Here is an 18757-nt window from a genome sequence, read left to right on the forward strand (position 1 = left end):
CCCCGGAGCCGCCGGTCGCGCAGCAGGCGGCCACGGAAGCGGGGGTCGGCAGAGCTCTGTGCCGCAGTGCCCAGGTGGCGAAATTGGTAGACGCAGCAGGTTTAGGTCCTGCCGCCGCAAGGTGTGGGGGTTCGATTCCCTTCCTGGGCACCAAGAACACTTTTGCCGTGAAGCCGGGCACGACCACTCATCCGCAGATCAGCAAGGAGATGGTCGACAACCCGGCGCTCGGCCTGATGTGCGGGCCGCCATGATCCCCGAGCCGGCGCCGGCCACCCTGCTGTTCGCGGGTCTCGGCCTGGCGGGCTTCATCGGCCGCTGCCGCGGAGCCTGATCCGCCACCCCGCAGCCATGCCGACCACGCGCGGCCCGGCAGGCGCTCGCGTTGGCCGGCACCGGCTGCGATCAGCCGCGGCCGCCGATCCAGAAACGCAGTGTGCTTGCCGGCACCTCGGCGCCGAGACCGAAGAGGTCGGCATTCGAGACGTGGGCGCCGCCGCGCGGGCGCTGGTCCGCCCAGATCCAGGGACGCCACCAGAGGCTGGCGATGAACTGACTCGCCCCTTCGCGGACGAGAACGCCGTCCAGCGCCATGTCCGGCGACACGTCGGCGGCGACACCGCACAGGGTCAGCAGCGCCTTGCGAAACAGGCTGACTTCCTCGGGGAAGCGGACTGCCGAAGTCGCAGCCAGTGCGTCCAGCAGGGACGTCATCCACTCGAACCCGGGAAAACGGCCGCTGCGCACCTGGCCGACCGCCTGTCTGACGGCGGCCTCGAGCTGCTCGTCGTCGCGCACGTCGCCGAGCCCGGCGATCGCCGTGCGGACACGCCGGTCGTTCAGCGTCAGGGCGCCGAGAGCGAGCTGCACGACCGCTTCGCATTGCCGCTTCGAAAGTGTCGTCGTCAGCGCCCAGTCGAGAATGGCCAGTCGCCCGTTCGGCGTCGCCAGCAGGTTGCCCGCATGCGGGTCGGCATGGAAAGTCGCCCCGGCCTCGCCACTGCGCCAGAAAGGCTGCGCGAGCAGGGCGCGGACCACTCGCTCGGCGCGCCGTCGCATCTCCCTCGGCGGCAGATCCTGCACCGTCACCTTGCAGCCATCGACTCTCTGCATGGCCGTGACGGTCGGTGTCGAAAAAGGGAAGACGTGCGGGATGACGATGTCCGGTGCGCCGGCATGGAACTCGGCGGCCTGGCGCAGATGGGCCTGCTCGCGGTCCAGGCGGACCTCATTGGCGAGCAGGCGGGCAACGCTCTCGAGGGTGTTGGCGTAGTCGAATACCGGCAACCCATGCGCGACGCAGCGTTCCTCCAGGTGGCTGCCGAGCGCCGGCCAGATGGCGAGTTCCTCTTGCAGCCGCTCCTCGACGCCCGGCCGCAGCACCTTGCAGACGCCGTTCTGCTGCGGCTCGTTCGCCGCCGGCTGCCAGACGAAGGGAACGACGACCGCGACGCTGGCCTCGGCAAGGGCCTTGCGCGCGATGCGCAGGCCCGCGACCTCGCCCAGCTCGCGTTCGAGCTGCGGGCGGACGGCCAGCAACGAATCCGCCGGCTCGAGCGTCTCGAGTTCCTGCAGACGCCGGCGCAGGTCGCCCGACAGGCGCCGATCGTGTGCGACGACCTGTCCCAGCTTGTGCAGGGTGGGGCAGAGGCGGAACAGAGCGAGCAGCCGCCGCGATCGGCTGGCATTGCCGGGCAGCGCCAGCTGGGCGGCGAAGATCGCCTGCTGGCGGCGTGGCGAGAGGTGGTCGAGGAAGAACAGCAGCGCTTCCGCCAGCAGTGGACGAAAGCGCGCGTACGCCGGTGGCAGCAGTTCGCTGAGGCGCGACAGCATGGCCAGCAGGCCATTCTCGGTGGCGGCGTGCAGGGTCATTCCTTCTCTGATCTCACTATCGACGCTGGCTGCTGACGAAATCCATCTCCAGTGACCAGACGGACGTTTTCGCGGCAGTCTGCGACAGTTCGCGGGTCGCCTCGATGTTGGGCAGACGCTGCTGCTCAGCCGCCCGCAACCTGCTTCCATGATGGCCGCCGAACGGTGATGAGGTACCGCCATTCTTCATCATGCTGGAAGTTTTCTCAAACGGAATGTGCTTGCGGAAATGTCGCAGCCGACGTAGCCAAGGCAGGACCGATGTCGTCACGGCCGCTCGACCCGTGCACGCGAGCCCCAGCTCTTGCCGATGACGTGCATGCATGGGCTACCGAAGTCGGGCAAACTGGTGCAAGCTATTGTCCCTGGGAAAGTCAATCAGCGGCGATGATGCGCCTGCCGCCTTGACCTGAGAACACGGGAGGACGACGATGAAGAGCTTGTGCGCGCTGGTTGTGCTCGCCGCTGCCGCTGTCATGCAAGCGCTGGCAGCCGACCTGCCGAAAGGCGATTGCGCCCGCCCCGCGGCAGCCACCGACCTCTCGGGCTGCGACTTGAGCCGGGGCAAGCTGGCGGGTCGCGACCTGCGTGGTGCTCGTTTCGCCGGCGCGAAGCTGGAGAATGCGGATCTGCGCAAGGCTCTTCTGGAGGGTGCGGACTTCAGGCGCAGCAATGCCAAATGGGCCAACTTCGCCGGGGCGAATCTTGCCAAGACGGATTTCCGCGACGCCGATCTCTTCCATGCATCCTTCGACGATGCCGATCTGTCCGACGCGCGCCTGGGTGGCGCCAATCTCTTCGGCGCCAATCTGATCAACACCCGCGCGCCGCGGGCAGATTTCGGCGGTGCCTATCTCAAGGACATCCTCATGGAAGGTATCGATCTGTCGGGCGGTTCGATCAAGGGGTGCTATACCTTTCGCGGCGTCCTTCTGGGCGCCAGGTTGGTCGGTACCGATCTTTCCGGCGCCGATCTGACTGGCGCCGCGGCCGAAAGCGCCGACTTCTCCAAGGCGCGCCTGTTGGGCACGAAACTTCTTGGAGCAACTCTGCGCCATGCAGTTTTCACGGATGCCGACATGGCCCAGGCCGACCTCGCCAATGCCGATGTCTGGAATGCCAACTTCAGCGGCGCTCGCAACCTGCCGCCGTCGGTACAGGACGCGCTGATCGAGCCCTTCGTGGTGCGCGAGCGGCGTTGACTCGCGGAATGCGGGTCGCCGCGAGCGCTGCACCCGCCGGGTGCAATCAGTCGATGCCCGCCACCGCTTGCAGCCTCTCGATATCCGGGATGTGGATTCTTCGCCGTTCAACCGAGAGCAGGCCCTGTTTGCCAAGTGTCTGTAGGATGCGGGAGAAGGTCTCCTGCGTCAGGTTGAGGCGCGAGGCAATGACTCGTTTGTTGGTCGGGAGGGTTACGGTGACTGCCCTGCCGTCTTCTTCGACGGCATTGCGCAAGAGATAGTCCACAATGCGCTGGCAGCCGCTGCGCAGCGAGTATCCCTCGACATCGTCGATGAGGTGATGCAGGCGCATCGACAGAGCGGCGATCATCTTGCGGACCAGCCGCGGGTCCCTGTCCAGTTCCTGCAGGATTGCGCCCTTCGATACATGCACCAGACGGGACTGAACCAGCGCCTGGGCGTCGACCAGAAAAGGCTGGTCAATGAACATCACCGCCTCGCCGAATGTGTCCCCTGGGCCGAGGATTGCGACGACCTTTTCGTCGCCCTGAGGGGAATTCAGCGCCAGCTTGACCAGACCAAAGATGATCAGGAAGAAGCCGGTCGGCGTGTCCCCTCTGTGGAAGAGAGTATCGCCACGCGCTGCGGTGAGCGCGCGTGATCCATGCGCGAGACGCGCGATCTCGTCACTGTCGAGCCCTTGGAACAGGGGCGTATGTGCCAGTAGCCCTTCAAGATTCATCGCTCATCACCAGGAGTCAGGTCGCTGGTGGATCGATGAGCGGGCCAGCACGGCGTGACGGACTGTGCTCCAACGGCACCGGAGATGCGTCGGGATTGCCGGACGTGTTCGCCAGATCTGCCGTCGCCCCTGCCATCGGGCCAATTCACGGCTGCCTGCGCGCTGCGAAATCACTTCAGGCTGAGGATCCACTTGACCAGCTTGTCGGCCTCATCCGGCTTCACAGACGGATTGGGCGGCATCGGTACCGGGCCCCAGACGCCCTTTCCTCCCTTCATGACCTTCTCCGCCAGCATCGCCTCATCCTTCGCCGAGTATTTCTTCGCCACGTCCTTGTAGGAGGGACCGACGACTTTCTTGTCGACCGCGTGACACGAGAGGCAATTCTTCGCTTTCGCGAGGGCTTCATCGGCCTGGGCTGCGCCAGCAGACATCAGGCCAGCGCCGATCAGCAGCAACACGGGGGACGCTTTCATGCTTTTTGCTCCACGTAGAGGGTTTGGGTCAATCAATGGTCGGCATCGCGTAGTGCGGGCGCGAGCTTCACTGCTGCGTTCGCCGGGCTGGCGATCGTGCCTGCCCGGCCTCGGTCCCGTCTCAATAGACGTCGTTCTGAGTGTTGTACACGTTGAACTTGCCGGTCGGGGTGATCAGGCGCGGGTCTTTGATGACCGCCTTGAGCTTGCGCGTCTTGTCGTCGACGACAACGATGGCCGATTCTTCGCTGCCGGTGCTCCACACCGAGAACCACACCTCGTCGCCGGCACGGTTGTATTCGGGTTGGACGATGCGCTTGGCGCCGGGCTTGACACCCGCCCACTCGCCAATTGGCAGCAAGTCGAATCCCTTGTCGAGCTGGTTGATGTCGAAGACCGCAACGGCCTGGGAAATTGCCGGGTCCGGATTGAGGGGGGCGTCGACCCAGAGGTTTCTTGACTTCGGATGGGTCTTCAGGAACAGCGAACCGCCGCCTGCGCCCTTGAGCGTCTGCACGACTTTCCAAGCGTTGTTGGCATTCTTCTTCGGGTCGGTTCCGATCAGTGAAACGGTTTCGTCCCCCAGATGGCTGGTGGCCCACACCGGACCGAACTTCGGATGAACGAAGTTCGCGCCACGGCCTGGGTGGGGTGTCTTGCCAACCGCCACGACTGCCGCCAGCTTGCCGTCCTTGGTATCGATGACGGCGATCTTGTCCGACGCGTTCGCCGCATCCATGAAGTAGCGGCCCGTCGACTCGAATCCACCATCGTGCAGGAAACGCGGCGTCTTGATCATCTTGACCTTGAGATTATCGAGATCGCTGTAGTCGACCAGATGTACCATGCCGGTCTCCTTTGCGTTGACGAGGAATTCGGGGTGGTGATGCGAGGCGACAATTGCTGCGACGCGCGGTTCGGGGTGGTACTCGTTGGTATCCGAAGTCATGCCGCGGGTGCCGATGACCTTGAGCGGCTTGAGCGTATCGCCGTCCATCAGCGTATATTGTGGCGGCCAATAGGTGCCGGCGATCGCGTAGCGGTCCTCGTAGCCCTTGAACTTGGAGGTTTCGACCGATCGCGCTTCTAGGCCTACCCGGATCTCGACGACAGGCCCGGGTTTCTCCATCCAGAGGTCAATCAGCACGATCTTGGCGTCGCGTCCGATGACGTAGAGGTAGCGGCCCGACTTTGATATGCGCGAGATGTGGACCGCGTAGCCGGTGTCGATCACGTCGACAATCTTCTTGCTGGCGCCGTCGATGAGGGCGATCTTGCCGGCATCACGTAGCGTCACCGAGAACAGGTTGGCCAGATCCAGGCTGTTCATCTTGCTCTTTGGGCGCTGTGATGGCGGGACGATCAGCTTCCAGGTGGCGTTCATTTCCTTCAGGCCGAACTCCGGCGGGGTTGGCGGCTCATGCTGGATGCAGCGCGTCATGACGTCGACTTCGTGGTCGCTGAGCGTGCCGGAACTTCCCCAGTTCGGCATCCCTTGCGGCGAGCCGTAGAAGATGAAGGTCTTCAGGTATTCGGAGCCTCGTTCAAGGGTGATGTCGGTGGTGAGCGGTTTGCCGGTCGCACCCTTGCGCAGTACCCCGTGGCAGCCGGCGCAGCGCTCGAAGTAGATCTTCTTCCCTACCTCGAAATCGGCTTTCGTCATGGGTGGGGACTTCGGATTCAAGGTCTGGACCATGTCCGCGCCGCCAACCGGTGAGGAACCGCCGATCTGCATCGGTCCTTCCTCAAGTGCCTTCGACTTTTCGGGTTTGCCCTCCTGGGCGCCGACGTTGCCGATCGCGACAGCGAAAGCAGCCAGGGCCGCAGTCCACGTTCTTGTTTGTGTCTTTTTCATGATTCTCCCTCCCGAATGGTGTCGCGATTTTTCTCCCTGGTCACGCAACGATCTTCAGGCCTGAGCAGTGCCTGTTGGTGGCGGGGAGCCCTTGTTGTCATGCGATTGCCGACGACAGGGATCCGATTGAAACACCGAGTAAAACAGTCGGTCATTGATGCATGTCATGTTTGAATCAACCCAGAGCACGCATGACATGGCATGGCATGGTATGGCGATGGCGGGCAAGCAGCCATCGCCGACCCGCCGCTTGCGCGGGGTTCTGGGGATCCAGTCACCAAGCGCTGCGGCGGATTGGGCAGGGCCTCTGCCCCGCAGAATCGGAATCGTGAGCGAGTCGAGGTGGCTGATCTCTCGGGTCTTGATGCGGTGTGCGAGGCCGTGATCGGCCGGCTGGCGGCCAAGGCTTTTCCGGTTGCCGATCCGACCGCCCCTCAGCCGCAGAAGGCATGCCCAGCAGTGCGCAGGACGATGCCGACGCAACCGCCGAGCGCGGCCGGCTTCCAGACGGCGCCCACGCGTCGGCCGGCGGAGATGAGGAAAGCGACGCCGGGCAGGTCGAAGGGGTTGATCAGGAAGCCGGCACTCGCATTGAGCAGTTCGACGCTGATCTGGTCGCCACGGCGCATCTCGTCCATCACCCCCATCATGGCCGTGCCGCCAGCCAGGTACTTGGTGAGCGAGGGCAGGATGAGGGCCGGCTCTATCGCGGCCAGGGCAAGCAGCGGCGTCAGCCACTGCGTCAGCAGGTCGATGACGCCCAGCCGTTTGAGCGCGCCGACCACCACCAGTGACAACACCAGCATCGGAATGGCGCCGATCGCGATCCTGAACGCCTCGGCGCCGGCGAGGTTGATCGTGTCGAGCACACCCTTGGCGCCGGCAGCCGAGGGATGTTGCAGGCTTTCGTCGACATTCTCCTCGGCAGCGGAGAGGTGGCGGCCGAAGATGTGATAGGTGGCCGCGGCGGCGGCCAGCCCGCCAAGCAGCGAAAAGGCCAGCGTGGTTCCCAGCTGCAGGCCCATGGTCATCATCGGGAACGCGGCATTGGCCTGCGCCATGGCGAAGATCATCGCCAGCGTGGCGGCGAGGTGGCGGTCGGAGGTACCGCGCTGCTCCATCATGCTCAGGGTGGCGATGGGGGCAGCGAAGCTGACGAAGTTGATCTGCAGGGCGGCGAAGACGCCCATGCCGTTGAGACCGAAGGGCTTCAACGCCGGCGTCAGCCTGCCGACCAGCGTGTCGAGGATGCCGCGGGCTTCGAGCAGGCGCATCAGGCAGAGCATGACGACCATGACCGGCAGGAGGACGAAGAGGGACAGCTCGACGGCCGCTCGGCCAGCCTTGAGGATGATGTCGATGATCATTTCCATGGCGCGCCTCCAGTCGTCCGTTGTTCGGCCAGATCAGTGAGGTGAAAGTGCGCGCCGGGCGGCGCAGCCGGCGGCGAGCCTGCACCTGCTGTCCGCGCGTTCTGCCCGCCGCCGGCGCGGCGGCATCCTGCGGCCGCGTGCGCGGGGCCGTGGCGCGAGGCCATCCGGAACGTCACCGCCCAAGCTGCCGGCGACCGTGCCCGTCGGACCGTGGCCGTTGCCCGGCTCACGCCGACAGGCGGTGCGAGCGGTAGGCATCGCCGCCGATCGCCGCGGCGGCGACGTCGAGCAGGTGCTCGTGATGCGTCAGGAAGAGCACCTGCGTTCGCCCGGACAGCTCCGCCAGGACCCGGAAGGTGGCGGCAGCCGCCGCATCGTCGAACTGGATCGTGATGTCATCGACGATGACCGGCAAGGGTTCACCGTTGTCGAGATGGCCTTCGATCGCTGCCAGCCGCAGCGCGAGGAAGAGCTGGTCGCGGCGACCGGTGCTCAACTGTTCCATCTGCAGGCGCTCGCCGTCGGCGCGCGTTGCCTTGAGGATCTGCCGTTCGTCGTCGTAGTCGACGACGACGCCGCGGTAGCGGCCGCCGCTGATGGTCGCGAAGTGGCGTGACGCCCTGTCGATCAGCGGTGCCTGGTTGCGCTTCTGGTAGGACTCGATGACCTGTGCCAGGACCGCCGCGGCGATGCGCGTCGCCGCGTAGTCGGCAGCGAGCCCGCTGATGCGCGCGGCGTGCTGCACCATCCGCTGCTGCGCGTCGGCAGCGGTGGCCGATCCATCCATGGTCGCGAAACGCTGCCGGGCAGCGAGGTAGCTCTCGTGGCACCGCTGCACGTCGGCCGCATTGCGTTCGTTCGCCTGCGCATTGCCGGCCAGCGCTGCGGCGACGGCGTCGGGCTCCTGGCCGGCCGCCTGCCTGAGCACTTCCGGCAGAGGCACGCCGGCCGCGCGGACGAGTCGCCCTTCGATGTCGAGAACGGCGGCGGTCAGCGCGGCGCGTTGCGCGCTGCGTCCCTCGACCAGTTCAAGGCTCTCCAGCGTGTCACAAGCGGCCTGCAGCAGCAGCCGATCAATGACCCTCGCCGCTTCGCCGGCCGTCAGGCGGGCTGCGTCGATGGCACGCCGTTCGTCGGCGACCTGCTGCTTCAGGGTGTTCCGCTTCTCCTGCAGCGAACGCGTCTGGCTCAGTTCGCGATACAGCTCGGCGGCGAGAAAGTCGGCACTGCGGCCGTCGGCCGGCAGCGGCTCGCCGCGGACCCGCTGCCAGGTGGTCGCGAGACGGCTCTGGAAGTCGTCGATCTGGATGCGCGCGTCTTCCTGCTCCTTGCGCGATCGTTGCAGGGCGTCGTGCGCCTGCGCGAGATCAGCCAGCTGCTGCAGGCGCGCGGTCGCCTCTGCTTCGCTGGCGTCGCTGGCGAGCCGGATCGACGCCATTGCCGCCGCCCAGCGGGCCGTCCATGCGGCGACTTCGCGACCACTGGCGGTGGCGGCGGCCTCGGCATGCAACAGCAGCGCGCTGGCGTTCGCCAGGCTGCTGCTCTTCAGTTCGCGTTGCGTCCGTCGCTCGGCGTGCTGGCGGGCGATCGCCCGCGCCCGCGCCAGGGTTTCCGACAGGCGTTCGCCCGTTGCCTGGGCGGCCGCTTCACTTCGGCCAGCGAGTTCGCCGAGCCGGTTGCGGACGTCCTGCGCCAGCCGGCGCAGCCGCTCTGCCTCCTGCCGCTGCGACTGGCAGGCGTCGAACTTCTCCTGCCAGGCTTCGCGCTTCGCCATCCAGGCGGCCGCTTCGCCGATCGTCAGCGCCGGCAGGCCGTTCGCCACGAGCAGCGCCGCCCAGCGGCGCTCGAGCTCGTGTGCGTCGCTGGCGAGCGCGGCGGCGCGCTGGCGGTCCAGAACGAGGGCGCTCGCCATCTGTGACTCGCGGACGCGGAAGCCGGCGTAACGGGTGGCACGTTCGGCGTCGGCGAAGAGGTCGTCGGCAGCCTCGTCGGCAAGGTTGACGGCCAACTCGTAGGCCGCGGCCGTCGGCGGTGGTTCGGCGGCGACGGTTTCGTCGCTGGCCGGCAGGAAACGGCGGCGCAGTTCCAGCCACAGGGCGTCGCGCGTCGCCCGCAGGGCGTCGATGGCCTCCCGCGTCGGCACGCTGCCACGCACCTCGAGACCCTTGATGTCGCCACGCAGCGCGGCGAGGTCGTCCTCGAGCTTCTCGATCGCCTCACGGAGCGAGCGCGCCCGGCGGCGCAGTTCCTCATCCTCCTGCCGGAAGGCCTGCAACTCGGCGACGAGCGGCAGCGTCGTCTGCGCCACGGCTGCCGCCGTCGGCAGCCGCAGGCCGCGCGCTTCGCTTTCGAGCCGGGCCGCCGCTGCCGCCGCCTCGCCGTCGAGCTGCTGCGCCCGTGCTTCGGGATCGCCGTGATCGGCAATCGAATCGAGGTAGTTGCCGAGGTCGTCGCTCGCCGGCGTCTGCTGCAGGTCGTCGATTGCCGCCTCGAGCTGGGCGACTTCGAGCCTCCTCGCGTGCAGGCTTTCAAGATCGGCCTGCTGCCTCGCATTGAGCGTCGCGCCGCTGGTGATCAGGGCGCGGATCCTGGCCGTTCGCGTCGGATCGGGGATCCATTGCTGCGCCTCGGCAGGCTCTGCGTCGCCGGCGATCTGGCGGCTGAGGCGATCGCGGTGGTGGCGGGCGGCGGCGCTGGCCGCTTCGGCCCGGGCCGCTTGCAGGCCGGCCTCGCGGTAGGCTGCCGTGGCGTGGTGAATCGCCTCGATCGCTTCGCCATTGGCGAGGACGGCGTCGTTGACGCGGATCGCCGCCAGCCCGTCCTGATGCTGCTGCAGGCGCGACGCCGCCGCGCGTTCGGCGGCGAGCGCTTCCGCCTTCTGCGTCACGGCCGCCACCCGCTCGCTCGCCGCCGACGGTGGCAGCAGCGGCACGTCGGCGAGGGCGGCGAGCTGCTGCCGCGCCAGCCCGAGCGCGGCGACATCCGGGAGGATCGCTGCCAGCCGCTCCAGCCGGCGTGCTTCCGTGTGCAGCCGCAGCTGCTCGGCGCGGGCGGCTTCGTAGTCGGCGGCTGCGGCTGCCATCGCCGACCGTGCCGCGCTCCAGTCGAGCGGCCGCACGGCGGCTTCGCGCGCCTGCCGCCGGCTGTCCTCGTGGTCGGCCAGTGCGCGGTAGATGGCCGACTTCGATGCCCGCGGCTTGAACAGGCTCTCCGCCTCGCTCTCGAGCCGGGTCCGCAGGGCGCGGATCGAGCCGAGACCCGCGCCGGCCTCGAAGAGGCTTTCGCCGGCGTCGCCACGGCCCTGCGCCAGTGCCTCGCCGCCGCGCACGAGGGCTTCGTGGTCGAGGCTGAACATGGCCATGAAGAGTCCCTGACCGAGGCCGCCGAGCCAGTCGTGCAGCCGCTCCTCGGGCACGGCTGCCGCCAGTTCGGCGGCTGTATCGGGGTCGTAGGCGAGCAGGGTGTTGACGCGGCCCTTGCGTCGCATCACCGCCAGTCGCTCGCCCGTTCGCGACGAAAGGACGAGACCGACGCGCAGTTTCGGGTTGCCGTGCCGGTAGCCGTCGCGGGAGGTTTCGGGGATGCCGAAGAGGGCGCCGTTGATCGCTCGCCAGAGGGTGGTCTTGCCGGCTTCGTTCGGGCCGCAGATGAGCTGCAGGTCGGCGCCGCCGGCGAAGCTCAGGCGCTGGTTGCTGAAGTGTCCGTAGGCCTTGAGGTCGATCTGCTCGATCCTCATCGGGTGTCCTCGGCGGCGATCACCGCCAGCAGGCGCTCGCGCGCAGCCGCCAGCGCGTCGGCCAGCGCTGCGGGGGAATCCAGAGCCCAGCCGCCGTCGCCGCCGCGCAGATCGGGCGGGATCTTCTGGGCGAGATCGGCGAGCACGCCTGCGGCGAGCGACTGCAGGGCCGCCGGATCGCCGGCCAGCGAGTCGAGCGAGCGGATCAGCATGCCGATCGGATCGTCGCGCCGGGCCAGCCGCTCGAGGTCGAGCGGTGCCGTCACCCGGACGCGGACCTTCTCGAGCCAGGCCTGGCCGGCGGAGGCCTCGCCAACCGAGGCGGCGAGCTGCGCCCGCAGCGCTTCGCCGTCGGTGACGAGTTGCCGATGCAGCGGCCCGCGCCCGACCAGCGTCAGGCGAATCGCCAGCAGCCGCCCCTCCGACGCTGCCTGCAGCTGGCGCACGGTGGCCTGCACGGCGGCGTGCAGGTCGTCCGCACAGCCGAGTCCGGCGATGTCGATGGCGAGTTGATGCCAGCGCGCGACGTCGGTGGCGACGAACTCGACCGAACGGATGCCGAGAGCCGGCTCGCCCTCGACGACCATGCAGCCCTTGGCGCCGGTCTCGCGCGCGTGCCGTCCCTGCGTGTTGCCGGGAAAGACGATCCACGGCGCTTCGCGGACGATCTCGCGCTGGTGGACGTGGCCGAGGGCCCAGTAATCGTAGCCCTTGTCGGCCAGGCGCTGGGCCGTCGTTGGCGCGTACGGCTGGTGTCCCTCACGGCCCGACAGCGCGGTGTGCAGCAGGCCGATGTTGAGCAGCCCGTTGCGCGGTGCGGGGTAGCCGCTGGCAAGGTCGCTGCTCACCGCCTCGCTGGCAAAGCTCTGGCCGTGGATTGCCACGCCGAGGTCCTCGAGCACCTGCGTCGCCGGGTTGCTGGCGGGAAAACTGCAGACGTTCTGCGGCAGCGGTACCGACCGCGTCAGCTTGCTGAGCGCATCGTGGTTGCCGTAACAGAGGAAGACGCGGATGTCGGCCGTTGCCAGGCGACGCAACTGCGCGGCGAAGTGCAGGCCGGTGTTGAAATCGGGCCAGTCGCCGTCGAAGATGTCGCCGGCGATCAGCACGCAGTGGGCGGTGCGCTCGATGGCGAGGTCGACGACGTTGGCGAAGGCGCGGCGGGTGGCGTCGCGCATCTCTGCGGCCGGCGCCCCGTCGTAGAGTTCGAGGCCGCGCAGCGGGCTGTCGAGATGGATGTCGGCGCAGTGGATGAAGCGCATGCGGGTTTCAGTCGCCGGGCTGGCGTGCTGCACCGTTCATCTGCTGCCCGCCGCTGCCGGCAAGAACGGGTTCACGGGGCGCTCAGCGGACGCGCCGGACGACGGCGCCGAGCTGCCCGAGCTTCTCCTCGATCCGTTCATAGCCGCGGTCGAGGTGGTAGATGCGGTCGATCAGCGTCTCTCCATCCGCCACCAGCCCGGCAATGACCAGGCTGGCCGACGCGCGCAGGTCGGTCGCCATGACCGTCGCTCCCTGCAACTTCGCGACGCCGGTGACCATCGCGTTGCTGGCGTCGATCCTGATGTCGGCACCCAGCCGGATCAGTTCGACGGCGTGCATGAAGCGATTCTCGAAGATCGTCTCGCGGATCACCGCGGTACCCTCGGCGATGCAGTTGACGGCCATGAACTGTGCCTGCATGTCGGTCGGGAATGCCGGGTAGGGCGAGGTGCGGACGCTGACCGCCTTCAGCCGCCGCGGCGCCACGAGGCGGATCGCCTCGCGCTCGGCGACGATCTCGCAGCCGGCGTCGAGGAGCTTGTCGACGACGACGTCGAGGTAGGCGGCCGAAGTGTGGGTCAGCCGGACGCTGCCGCCGGTCGCCGCTGCCGCACAGAGGTAGGTGCCGGTTTCGATGCGGTCGGCCATCACCGTGTGCGATGCGCCATGCAGGCGCTCGACGCCGTAGACGCGGATACGGTCGCTGCCGGCGCCGGAGATGCGCGCGCCCATCGACACGAGGCAGTCGGCGAGATCGATCACCTCCGGTTCGCGGGCGGCATTCTCGATCGTCGTCTCGCCGTCGGCGAGGACTGCCGCCATCATCAGGTTCTCGGTGCCGGTGACGGTGACCATGTCGGTGACGACGCGGGTTCCCTGCAGCCGCCGCCCACCGCCGGCGATGCGGGCATGGATGTAGCCGTGCTCGACCTGGATCTCGGCGCCCATCGCCTGCAGGCCGCGGATGTGCTGCTCGACCGGTCGCGCGCCGATCGCACAGCCGCCCGGCAGCGACACCCGCGCCTCGCCGTGGCGCGCCAGCAGTGGACCGAGGACGAGGATCGACGCCCGCATGGTCTTGACCATGTCGTAGGGCGCGAGCGGATTGTCTAGGTTGCGACTGTCGAGAACGACTTCACCGGCACCCGCGCGCGTGACCGTCACGCCCATCTGCTCGATCAGCCGCAGCATCGTCGCCACGTCCCGCAGTTGCGGCACGTTGCCGAGGTGCAGCGGGTCGGCGCTGAGCAGGCTGGCGCAGAGGATCGGCAGGGCCGCGTTCTTGGCGCCGGAAATGGCGATCTCGCCGGACAGCCGCCTGCCCCCTTCGATCAGCAGCTTATCCACGGGCGAGCTTCCTCCACTCCTCCGGCGTTTGCGTCTTCATCGACAGCGCGTGCAGCTCGCCGCTGTCGAAATGCTGCTGCAGGAGCTGATTGACGAGTTGCTGGCGCTGTACCCGGTTCCTGCCGACAAAGCGCTCGCTGACGATCAGTGCCTCGAAGTGGTGGCCATCGCCGCTGACCTGCAGGTGTTCGCAGGGCAAGCCGCCGGCGATCAGCTGGTGGACTCGTTCAGGGTGCATCATGACTCAGGATCTCAGTTTGTAGCCGCTTCGGAGCAGCAGCAGCGTTGCCGCCGATACCAGTGCGAAACTCGTGCCGACGACCGCCAGGCTGATTTCCGGCGCCACGTCCGACACGCCGAAGAAGCCGTAACGAAAACCGTCGATCATATAGAAGACCGGATTGAAATGCGATACCTGTTGCCAGAAGTCGGGGAGTGAATGGATCGAGTAGAAGACGCCGGAGAGCATCGTCAGCGGCATGATGAGGAAGTTCTGGAAGCCGGCGAGCTGGTCGAACTTGTCGGCCCAGATGCCGGCGATCATCCCGAGCGCGCCCATGATCGCGCCGCCCAGGAGAACGAAGGCGAGAATCCAGAGCGGTGCCTCGACCGCCGGCATGGCAAACCAGATCGTCACCAGCAGGACGCCGCAGCCGACCATCAGGCCGCGCAGCATGGCGGCGACGACATAGGCGAGAAAGAACTCGCCGTAGGAGATCGGTGGCAGCAGGACGAAGACGACGCTGCCGGTCACCTTCGACTGGATCAGGCTCGACGAACTGTTGGCAAAGGCATTCTGCAGAGCGGACATCATCACCAGGCCGGGGATCAGGAAGGCGGTATAGGGAACGCCATGCACCTGCACGTGCGCTTCCAGCACGTGCGCGAAGATCAGCAGGTAGAGCAGCGCCGTCAACACCGGTGCGGCGATGGTCTGGAAGCTGACCTTCCAGAAACGCAGCACTTCCTTGTAGAGCAGGGTGCGAAAGCCGGTCATCGGTCGACGCTCCGGCCGCCGGCGGCATCGTGCATGACGCCGAGGAAGACATCCTCGAGATCGGTCTGCGTCAGACGCAGGTCCTCGATGACGCAACCCGCCTGCCGCAGCTCCGCCAGCAGCGGCTCGATCTCGCGCGCACCGGCGAGATGGAAGGTGCAGCCGTCGTCGGCGATCGTTGCCCTGGTTGCCAGGTGTCGTGGCAGCACGGCCGGCGGCGCCAGGCGCAGATGTACCGTTTGGCCGGCAAAGCGTGCCAGCAGGTTGGACGTCGAATCGAGCGCCACCACGCGACCCTGCTTGAGCATCGCGATGCGGCCGCAGAGCGACTCGGCCTCTTCCAGATAGTGCGTCGTCAGGATGACCGTGTGGCCGTCGCGATTGAGGCGGCGGACGAATTGCCAGAGACCCTGCCGCAGCGCGACGTCCACGCCGGCAGTCGGCTCGTCGAGAACGATCACCGGCGGCTTGTGCACCAGCGCCTGGGCGACCAGCACGCGCCGCTTCATGCCGCCGGAAAGCCGCCGCATGTTGGTATCGGCCTTGGCACCGAGATCGAGGTTGGCGAGGACCTCGTCGATCCAGTCGTCGTTGTTGCGGATGCCGAAGTAGCCCGACTGGATGCGCAGCGTCTCGCGCACCGAAAAGAAGGGGTCGAAGACCAGTTCCTGCGGCACCACACCGAGCAGCCGGCGGGCGGCCCGATAGTCCCGGACGACGTCGTGTCCGAGCACCGTCAGGCTGCCGGCATCCGCCCGGCTGAGACCGGCCAGGCAGGAAATCAGTGTCGTCTTGCCGGCACCGTTCGGTCCCAGCAGGCCGAAGAACTCGCCCTCGTCGATCTGCAGCGAAACGCCGGCGAGTGCCTGCAGCGAGGCGAAGCGCTTTTCGACACGATCAATGGCAACCGCAACGCCCATGGCTGTGCGAAGCAGCGGGCCCGGTCAGGCCAGCGGCAGGAGTTCGGCGACTCCGTAGAGCGATGCCAGGCTGATCAAGCTTGCCGGCGGGTTGCTGATGCGCAGCTTGAGATTCCGTTCGCCGGCAGTGCGCAGCCAGGCGAGGATCAGGCTGACCGCCGACGAGTCGACCTCGCTGACCTCGGAGAGATCGAGCACGGTGAGCGATGCCGCCTCCCGGGCGCGCAGGCAGCTCCGCCCGGCATCCAGCAGCGTGCGCGCGTTGGCGATCACCATCGGCGCGCTGACACGCAGCCCGCCGTCCGTACCGGCAATCATGACTTGCCGGCCTGGAGTTCCCGGTTGCGCTTGGCGAGCATCGCGATTAGGCCATCGATGCCGTTGCTGCGGACCTCCTGGCTGAAGGTGTCGCGGTAGTTGGTCACCAGGCTGACACCAGCCACCCGCACGTCGTACACCTGCCAGGAGTCGCCCTGCTTCGCCAGTTCGTAGTCGAGCTGGACGGGCTGACTGCCGGGCTGCACGACCTCGGTGCGGACGACGACGCTGCTGTCGTCGGGTTGCAGCTTGGTCGGCTTGTAGACGATCTTCTGGTCCTTGTACGAGGTCAGCGCGTTGGCGTAGGTGCGCACGAGCAGCGTCTTGAACTCCTCGGCGAGGCGCGTCTTCTGTTCCGCGGTCGCCTTGTTCCAGTCGCGTCCGACAGCCAGTGCCGTCATGCGCTGGAAGTTGAAGTACGGCAGGACCTTCGTCTCGACCAGGTCGATCGCCTTGCGGGTGTTGCCGCTGCGAATCTCCTTGTCCTGGCGGACGACGGTCAGGACGTCGTCGGTGACCTTGCGCACGAGGGCATCGGGGGCGCTTTCCTGCGCCAGCGCGGGCGTCAGGCTGCAGAACAGGGCGAACAGCAGTGAACAGGCAAACTTCATCATCATCTTCCAGGCAGGTACAGGCTGCCGCCGCGGGCTGGGCTGCAGCAGTTCGGGTCAGCGCCTAGCGCGCCGGTTCGTCGACGATCACCTCGTGTGGCTGCGCGCCATCGAAAATCTCGCTGCGGCGGTGCTGCAGGTAGGCGTTCCGGATGTACTCATACCTGTCGAAGGCGGCTTCCTCGACCACCTTGTCCGACGGCAGCAGGCTGGCGCGCAGGTTGATGTAGCGGGTTGCCACCAGGCTGTTGCGCAGCGCCATGTCGTCTATCCGCCAGACGGGATCGACGTAGACGTCCACCATCCAGCCGAAGGTGTCGCGAGTCGTGCGCGGTCCGATGATCGGCCAGTAGAAGAACGGGCCGTCGGCGACACCCCACTTGCCGAGAGTCTGGCCGAAATCCTCCGAGTGCTTGGTGAGGCCCATCTCGCCGGCGATGTCGAAAGCGCCGCCGATCCCCAGCGTGCTGTTGATCAGCACGCGACCGACATCGGAAGCGGCGTCCTGACCCTTGCCCTGCAGCAGATTGTTGACGGCCGTCCAGGCATCCCAGATGTTGCCGAAGAAGTTGCCGATGACGACTTTCAGGGGCAGTGGCGCCGCCGCGTCGTAGCCCTGGGCGACCGGCTTGATGACGACGTCGAGCCCCTCGTTGACGGCAAACATCGCGCGGTTGAAGCCCTCGAAGGGATCCTTCGGATTGTTGGCCGTCGTCGCACAGCCGCCGAGTGCGAACAGCGCGGCGCAAGTCAGGCACCAGATGCGGGTCGAACGCTGCGTTTTCATTGCCTTGCTTCCCTTCTATTTTTCGCTTTGTCCTTCGGACGCCTTGTTGAACATGAACTGACTGATCAGCTTCTCCAGCACCACGGCCGACTGCGTCTTGGCGATCGCCTCACCCGCCTTCAGCATCACCTCGTCACCCCCCGGGTCGAGGCCGATGTACTGCTCGCCGAGCAGTCCGGCGGTCAGGATCAGCGCAAAGGTGTCCTTCGGAAAGCGGTAGCGCCCGTCAACGTTGATGGTCACGACGGCTTCGTAGGACTCGGGGTCGAAACGAATCTCGGCCACCCGCCCTACGACGACGCCGGCGCTCTTCACGGGCGCACGCACCTTCAGCCCCCCGATGTTAACAAAATTGGCGCGCAGCGGGTACGTCTCGGCAAAGTTTGCCGCCGACAGGTTGCCGACCTTGAGGGCGAGGAACAGCACCGCAGCCATCCCCAGGACAACGAAAACACCGACCCAGAGGTCGAGCAACTTGCGACTCATCAAGCCTCCCGGAACATGAACGAGGTCAATACGAAGTCGAGCGCCAGGATCGCCAGCGCCGACTTGACGACGGTGCCCTTGATCGAACTCGAGACGCCTTCGGCGGTGGGCAGTGCGTCGTAGCCCTCGAAGACGGCGATCAACGACACCGCGATGCCGAAGACGAAACTCTTGACGATGCCGCTCCAGACGTCGTAGCGGAAGTCGACCGACGCCTGCATCTGCGACCAGAAGGCTCCTTCGTCGACACCGATGAAGACGACGCCGATCAGGTAGCCGCCGAGGATGCCGGTGGCCGAGAAGAGCGCCGCCAGCAGCGGCATCGAGATGACGCCGCCCCAGAAGCGGGGCGCGACGACGCGGGCGATCGGATCGACCGCCATCATGTCCATTGCGGTGAGCTGCTCGGTCGCCTTCATCAGGCCGATCTCGGCGGTGATCGACGAACCGGCGCGCGAAGCGAAGAGCAGCGCCGCCACCACCGGCCCGAGTTCGCGCACCAGCGACAGGGCAACGAGAACGCCCAGCGCCTCGGCCGACCCGTAGCGCTGCAACGTCTCGTAACCCTGCATTCCCAGCACCATGCCGATGAACAGCCCGGAGACTAGGATGATCAGCAGCGACTGGAAACCGGCGAAATAGATCTCGCGAATCGTCAGGTGCAGGCGCCTGAACGACTGTCCCGAGCCGAGCAGGATCATCAGGAAGAAGCGGGTCGCGAAGCCCAGCCGCAGCAGCCCGTCGGTCACGCGATGGCCGATGCTGCCGAACATGGTGGCGATCCTGTCCG

The 18757-nt window shown here is 66.9% G+C and carries 18 protein-coding genes and 1 tRNA gene; 2 read left to right on the top strand and 17 right to left on the bottom strand.

The annotated features are described in order from the left end of the window. Positions 1-68 precede the first annotated feature (68 nt). Positions 69-153: transfer RNA gene (locus HT579_06790), tRNA-Leu, on the top strand. 252 nt (positions 154-405) lie between these two features. Here the strand turns inward: HT579_06790 and HT579_06795 are convergent. Together HT579_06795 and HT579_06800 are read right to left on the bottom strand one after the other, a co-directional pair. After that, positions 406-1872, bottom strand: coding sequence for a hypothetical protein (locus HT579_06795; GenBank protein ID QKS28654.1), 1467 nt, complete (start codon positions 1870-1872; stop codon positions 406-408). A 16-nt stretch (positions 1873-1888) separates the two neighbouring features. Beyond that, on the bottom strand, positions 1889-2143 hold the full coding sequence (locus HT579_06800; protein QKS28655.1) for a hypothetical protein: 255 nt from the start codon (positions 2141-2143) through the stop codon (positions 1889-1891). A 160-nt stretch (positions 2144-2303) separates the two neighbouring features. Here HT579_06800 and HT579_06805 point away from each other — a divergent pair, with 160 nt between their 5' ends. Beyond that, positions 2304-3074: a pentapeptide repeat-containing protein gene (locus tag HT579_06805; GenBank protein ID QKS28656.1), complete on the top strand. Its 771-nt coding sequence runs from the start codon at positions 2304-2306 to the stop codon at positions 3072-3074. 46 nt (positions 3075-3120) lie between these two features. Here HT579_06805 and HT579_06810 read toward each other — a convergent pair whose 3' ends face one another. From HT579_06810 to mlaE, 15 genes are all read right to left on the bottom strand, one after another. Next, on the bottom strand, positions 3121-3798 hold the full coding sequence (locus tag HT579_06810; protein ID QKS28657.1) for a Crp/Fnr family transcriptional regulator: 678 nt from the start codon (positions 3796-3798) through the stop codon (positions 3121-3123). 170 nt (positions 3799-3968) lie between these two features. Continuing rightward, on the bottom strand, positions 3969-4274 hold the full coding sequence (locus tag HT579_06815) for a c-type cytochrome (GenBank protein ID QKS28658.1): 306 nt from the start codon (positions 4272-4274) through the stop codon (positions 3969-3971). Between the two features lie 121 nt (positions 4275-4395). Further along, positions 4396-6129 carry a c-type cytochrome gene (locus tag HT579_06820; protein QKS28659.1) on the bottom strand — a complete coding sequence of 578 codons (1734 nt, stop codon included), beginning with the start codon at positions 6127-6129 and terminating at the stop codon, positions 4396-4398. A gap of 434 nt (positions 6130-6563) precedes the next feature. Next, positions 6564-7502 carry a nucleoside recognition family protein gene (locus tag HT579_06825; GenBank protein QKS28660.1) on the bottom strand — a complete coding sequence of 313 codons (939 nt, stop codon included), beginning with the start codon at positions 7500-7502 and terminating at the stop codon, positions 6564-6566. 226 nt (positions 7503-7728) lie between these two features. Then, positions 7729-11238: an AAA family ATPase gene (locus HT579_06830; GenBank protein ID QKS28661.1), complete on the bottom strand. Its 3510-nt coding sequence runs from the start codon at positions 11236-11238 to the stop codon at positions 7729-7731. Next, complete coding sequence (locus HT579_06835; GenBank protein ID QKS28662.1) at positions 11235-12500, bottom strand: DNA repair exonuclease; 1266 nt, start codon at positions 12498-12500, stop codon at positions 11235-11237. The genes HT579_06830 and HT579_06835 overlap by 4 nt, the downstream gene beginning before the upstream one ends. A gap of 82 nt (positions 12501-12582) precedes the next feature. Beyond that, the gene (gene murA, locus HT579_06840) at positions 12583-13848 is read right to left on the bottom strand and encodes a UDP-N-acetylglucosamine 1-carboxyvinyltransferase (protein QKS28663.1); all 1266 of its coding nucleotides are present in this window, start codon (positions 13846-13848) and stop codon (positions 12583-12585) included. Continuing rightward, positions 13841-14089 carry a BolA/IbaG family iron-sulfur metabolism protein gene (locus tag HT579_06845; protein ID QKS28664.1) on the bottom strand — a complete coding sequence of 83 codons (249 nt, stop codon included), beginning with the start codon at positions 14087-14089 and terminating at the stop codon, positions 13841-13843. Before HT579_06845 ends, murA begins: the two co-directional genes overlap by 8 nt. Positions 14090-14092: 3 nt before the next feature. Then, positions 14093-14845, bottom strand: coding sequence for an ABC transporter permease (locus tag HT579_06850; protein QKS28665.1), 753 nt, complete (start codon positions 14843-14845; stop codon positions 14093-14095). Beyond that, positions 14842-15765 (bottom strand): ABC transporter ATP-binding protein, encoded by a 924-nt coding sequence (locus tag HT579_06855; GenBank protein QKS28666.1) that lies wholly within the window; start codon positions 15763-15765, stop codon positions 14842-14844. Before HT579_06855 ends, HT579_06850 begins: the two co-directional genes overlap by 4 nt. Positions 15766-15789: 24 nt before the next feature. Beyond that, the gene (locus HT579_06860) at positions 15790-16083 is read right to left on the bottom strand and encodes an STAS domain-containing protein (GenBank protein QKS28667.1); all 294 of its coding nucleotides are present in this window, start codon (positions 16081-16083) and stop codon (positions 15790-15792) included. Beyond that, entirely contained in the window at positions 16080-16697 is a 618-nt protein-coding gene (locus HT579_06865; protein QKS31542.1) for an ABC transporter substrate-binding protein, read from the bottom strand. The genes HT579_06860 and HT579_06865 overlap by 4 nt, the downstream gene beginning before the upstream one ends. A gap of 61 nt (positions 16698-16758) precedes the next feature. After that, positions 16759-17481: a VacJ family lipoprotein gene (locus tag HT579_06870; protein QKS28668.1), complete on the bottom strand. Its 723-nt coding sequence runs from the start codon at positions 17479-17481 to the stop codon at positions 16759-16761. A gap of 15 nt (positions 17482-17496) precedes the next feature. After that, positions 17497-17967 carry an outer membrane lipid asymmetry maintenance protein MlaD gene (gene mlaD, locus HT579_06875; protein ID QKS28669.1) on the bottom strand — a complete coding sequence of 157 codons (471 nt, stop codon included), beginning with the start codon at positions 17965-17967 and terminating at the stop codon, positions 17497-17499. Then, positions 17967-18740 (bottom strand): lipid asymmetry maintenance ABC transporter permease subunit MlaE, encoded by a 774-nt coding sequence (gene mlaE, locus HT579_06880; protein QKS28670.1) that lies wholly within the window; start codon positions 18738-18740, stop codon positions 17967-17969. The genes mlaD and mlaE overlap by 1 nt, the downstream gene beginning before the upstream one ends. Positions 18741-18757: the final 17 nt, after the last annotated feature.

Origin of the sequence: Candidatus Accumulibacter similis, from assembly GCA_013347225.1 — a bacterium.
GTDB lineage: Bacteria > Pseudomonadota > Gammaproteobacteria > Burkholderiales > Rhodocyclaceae > Accumulibacter > Accumulibacter similis.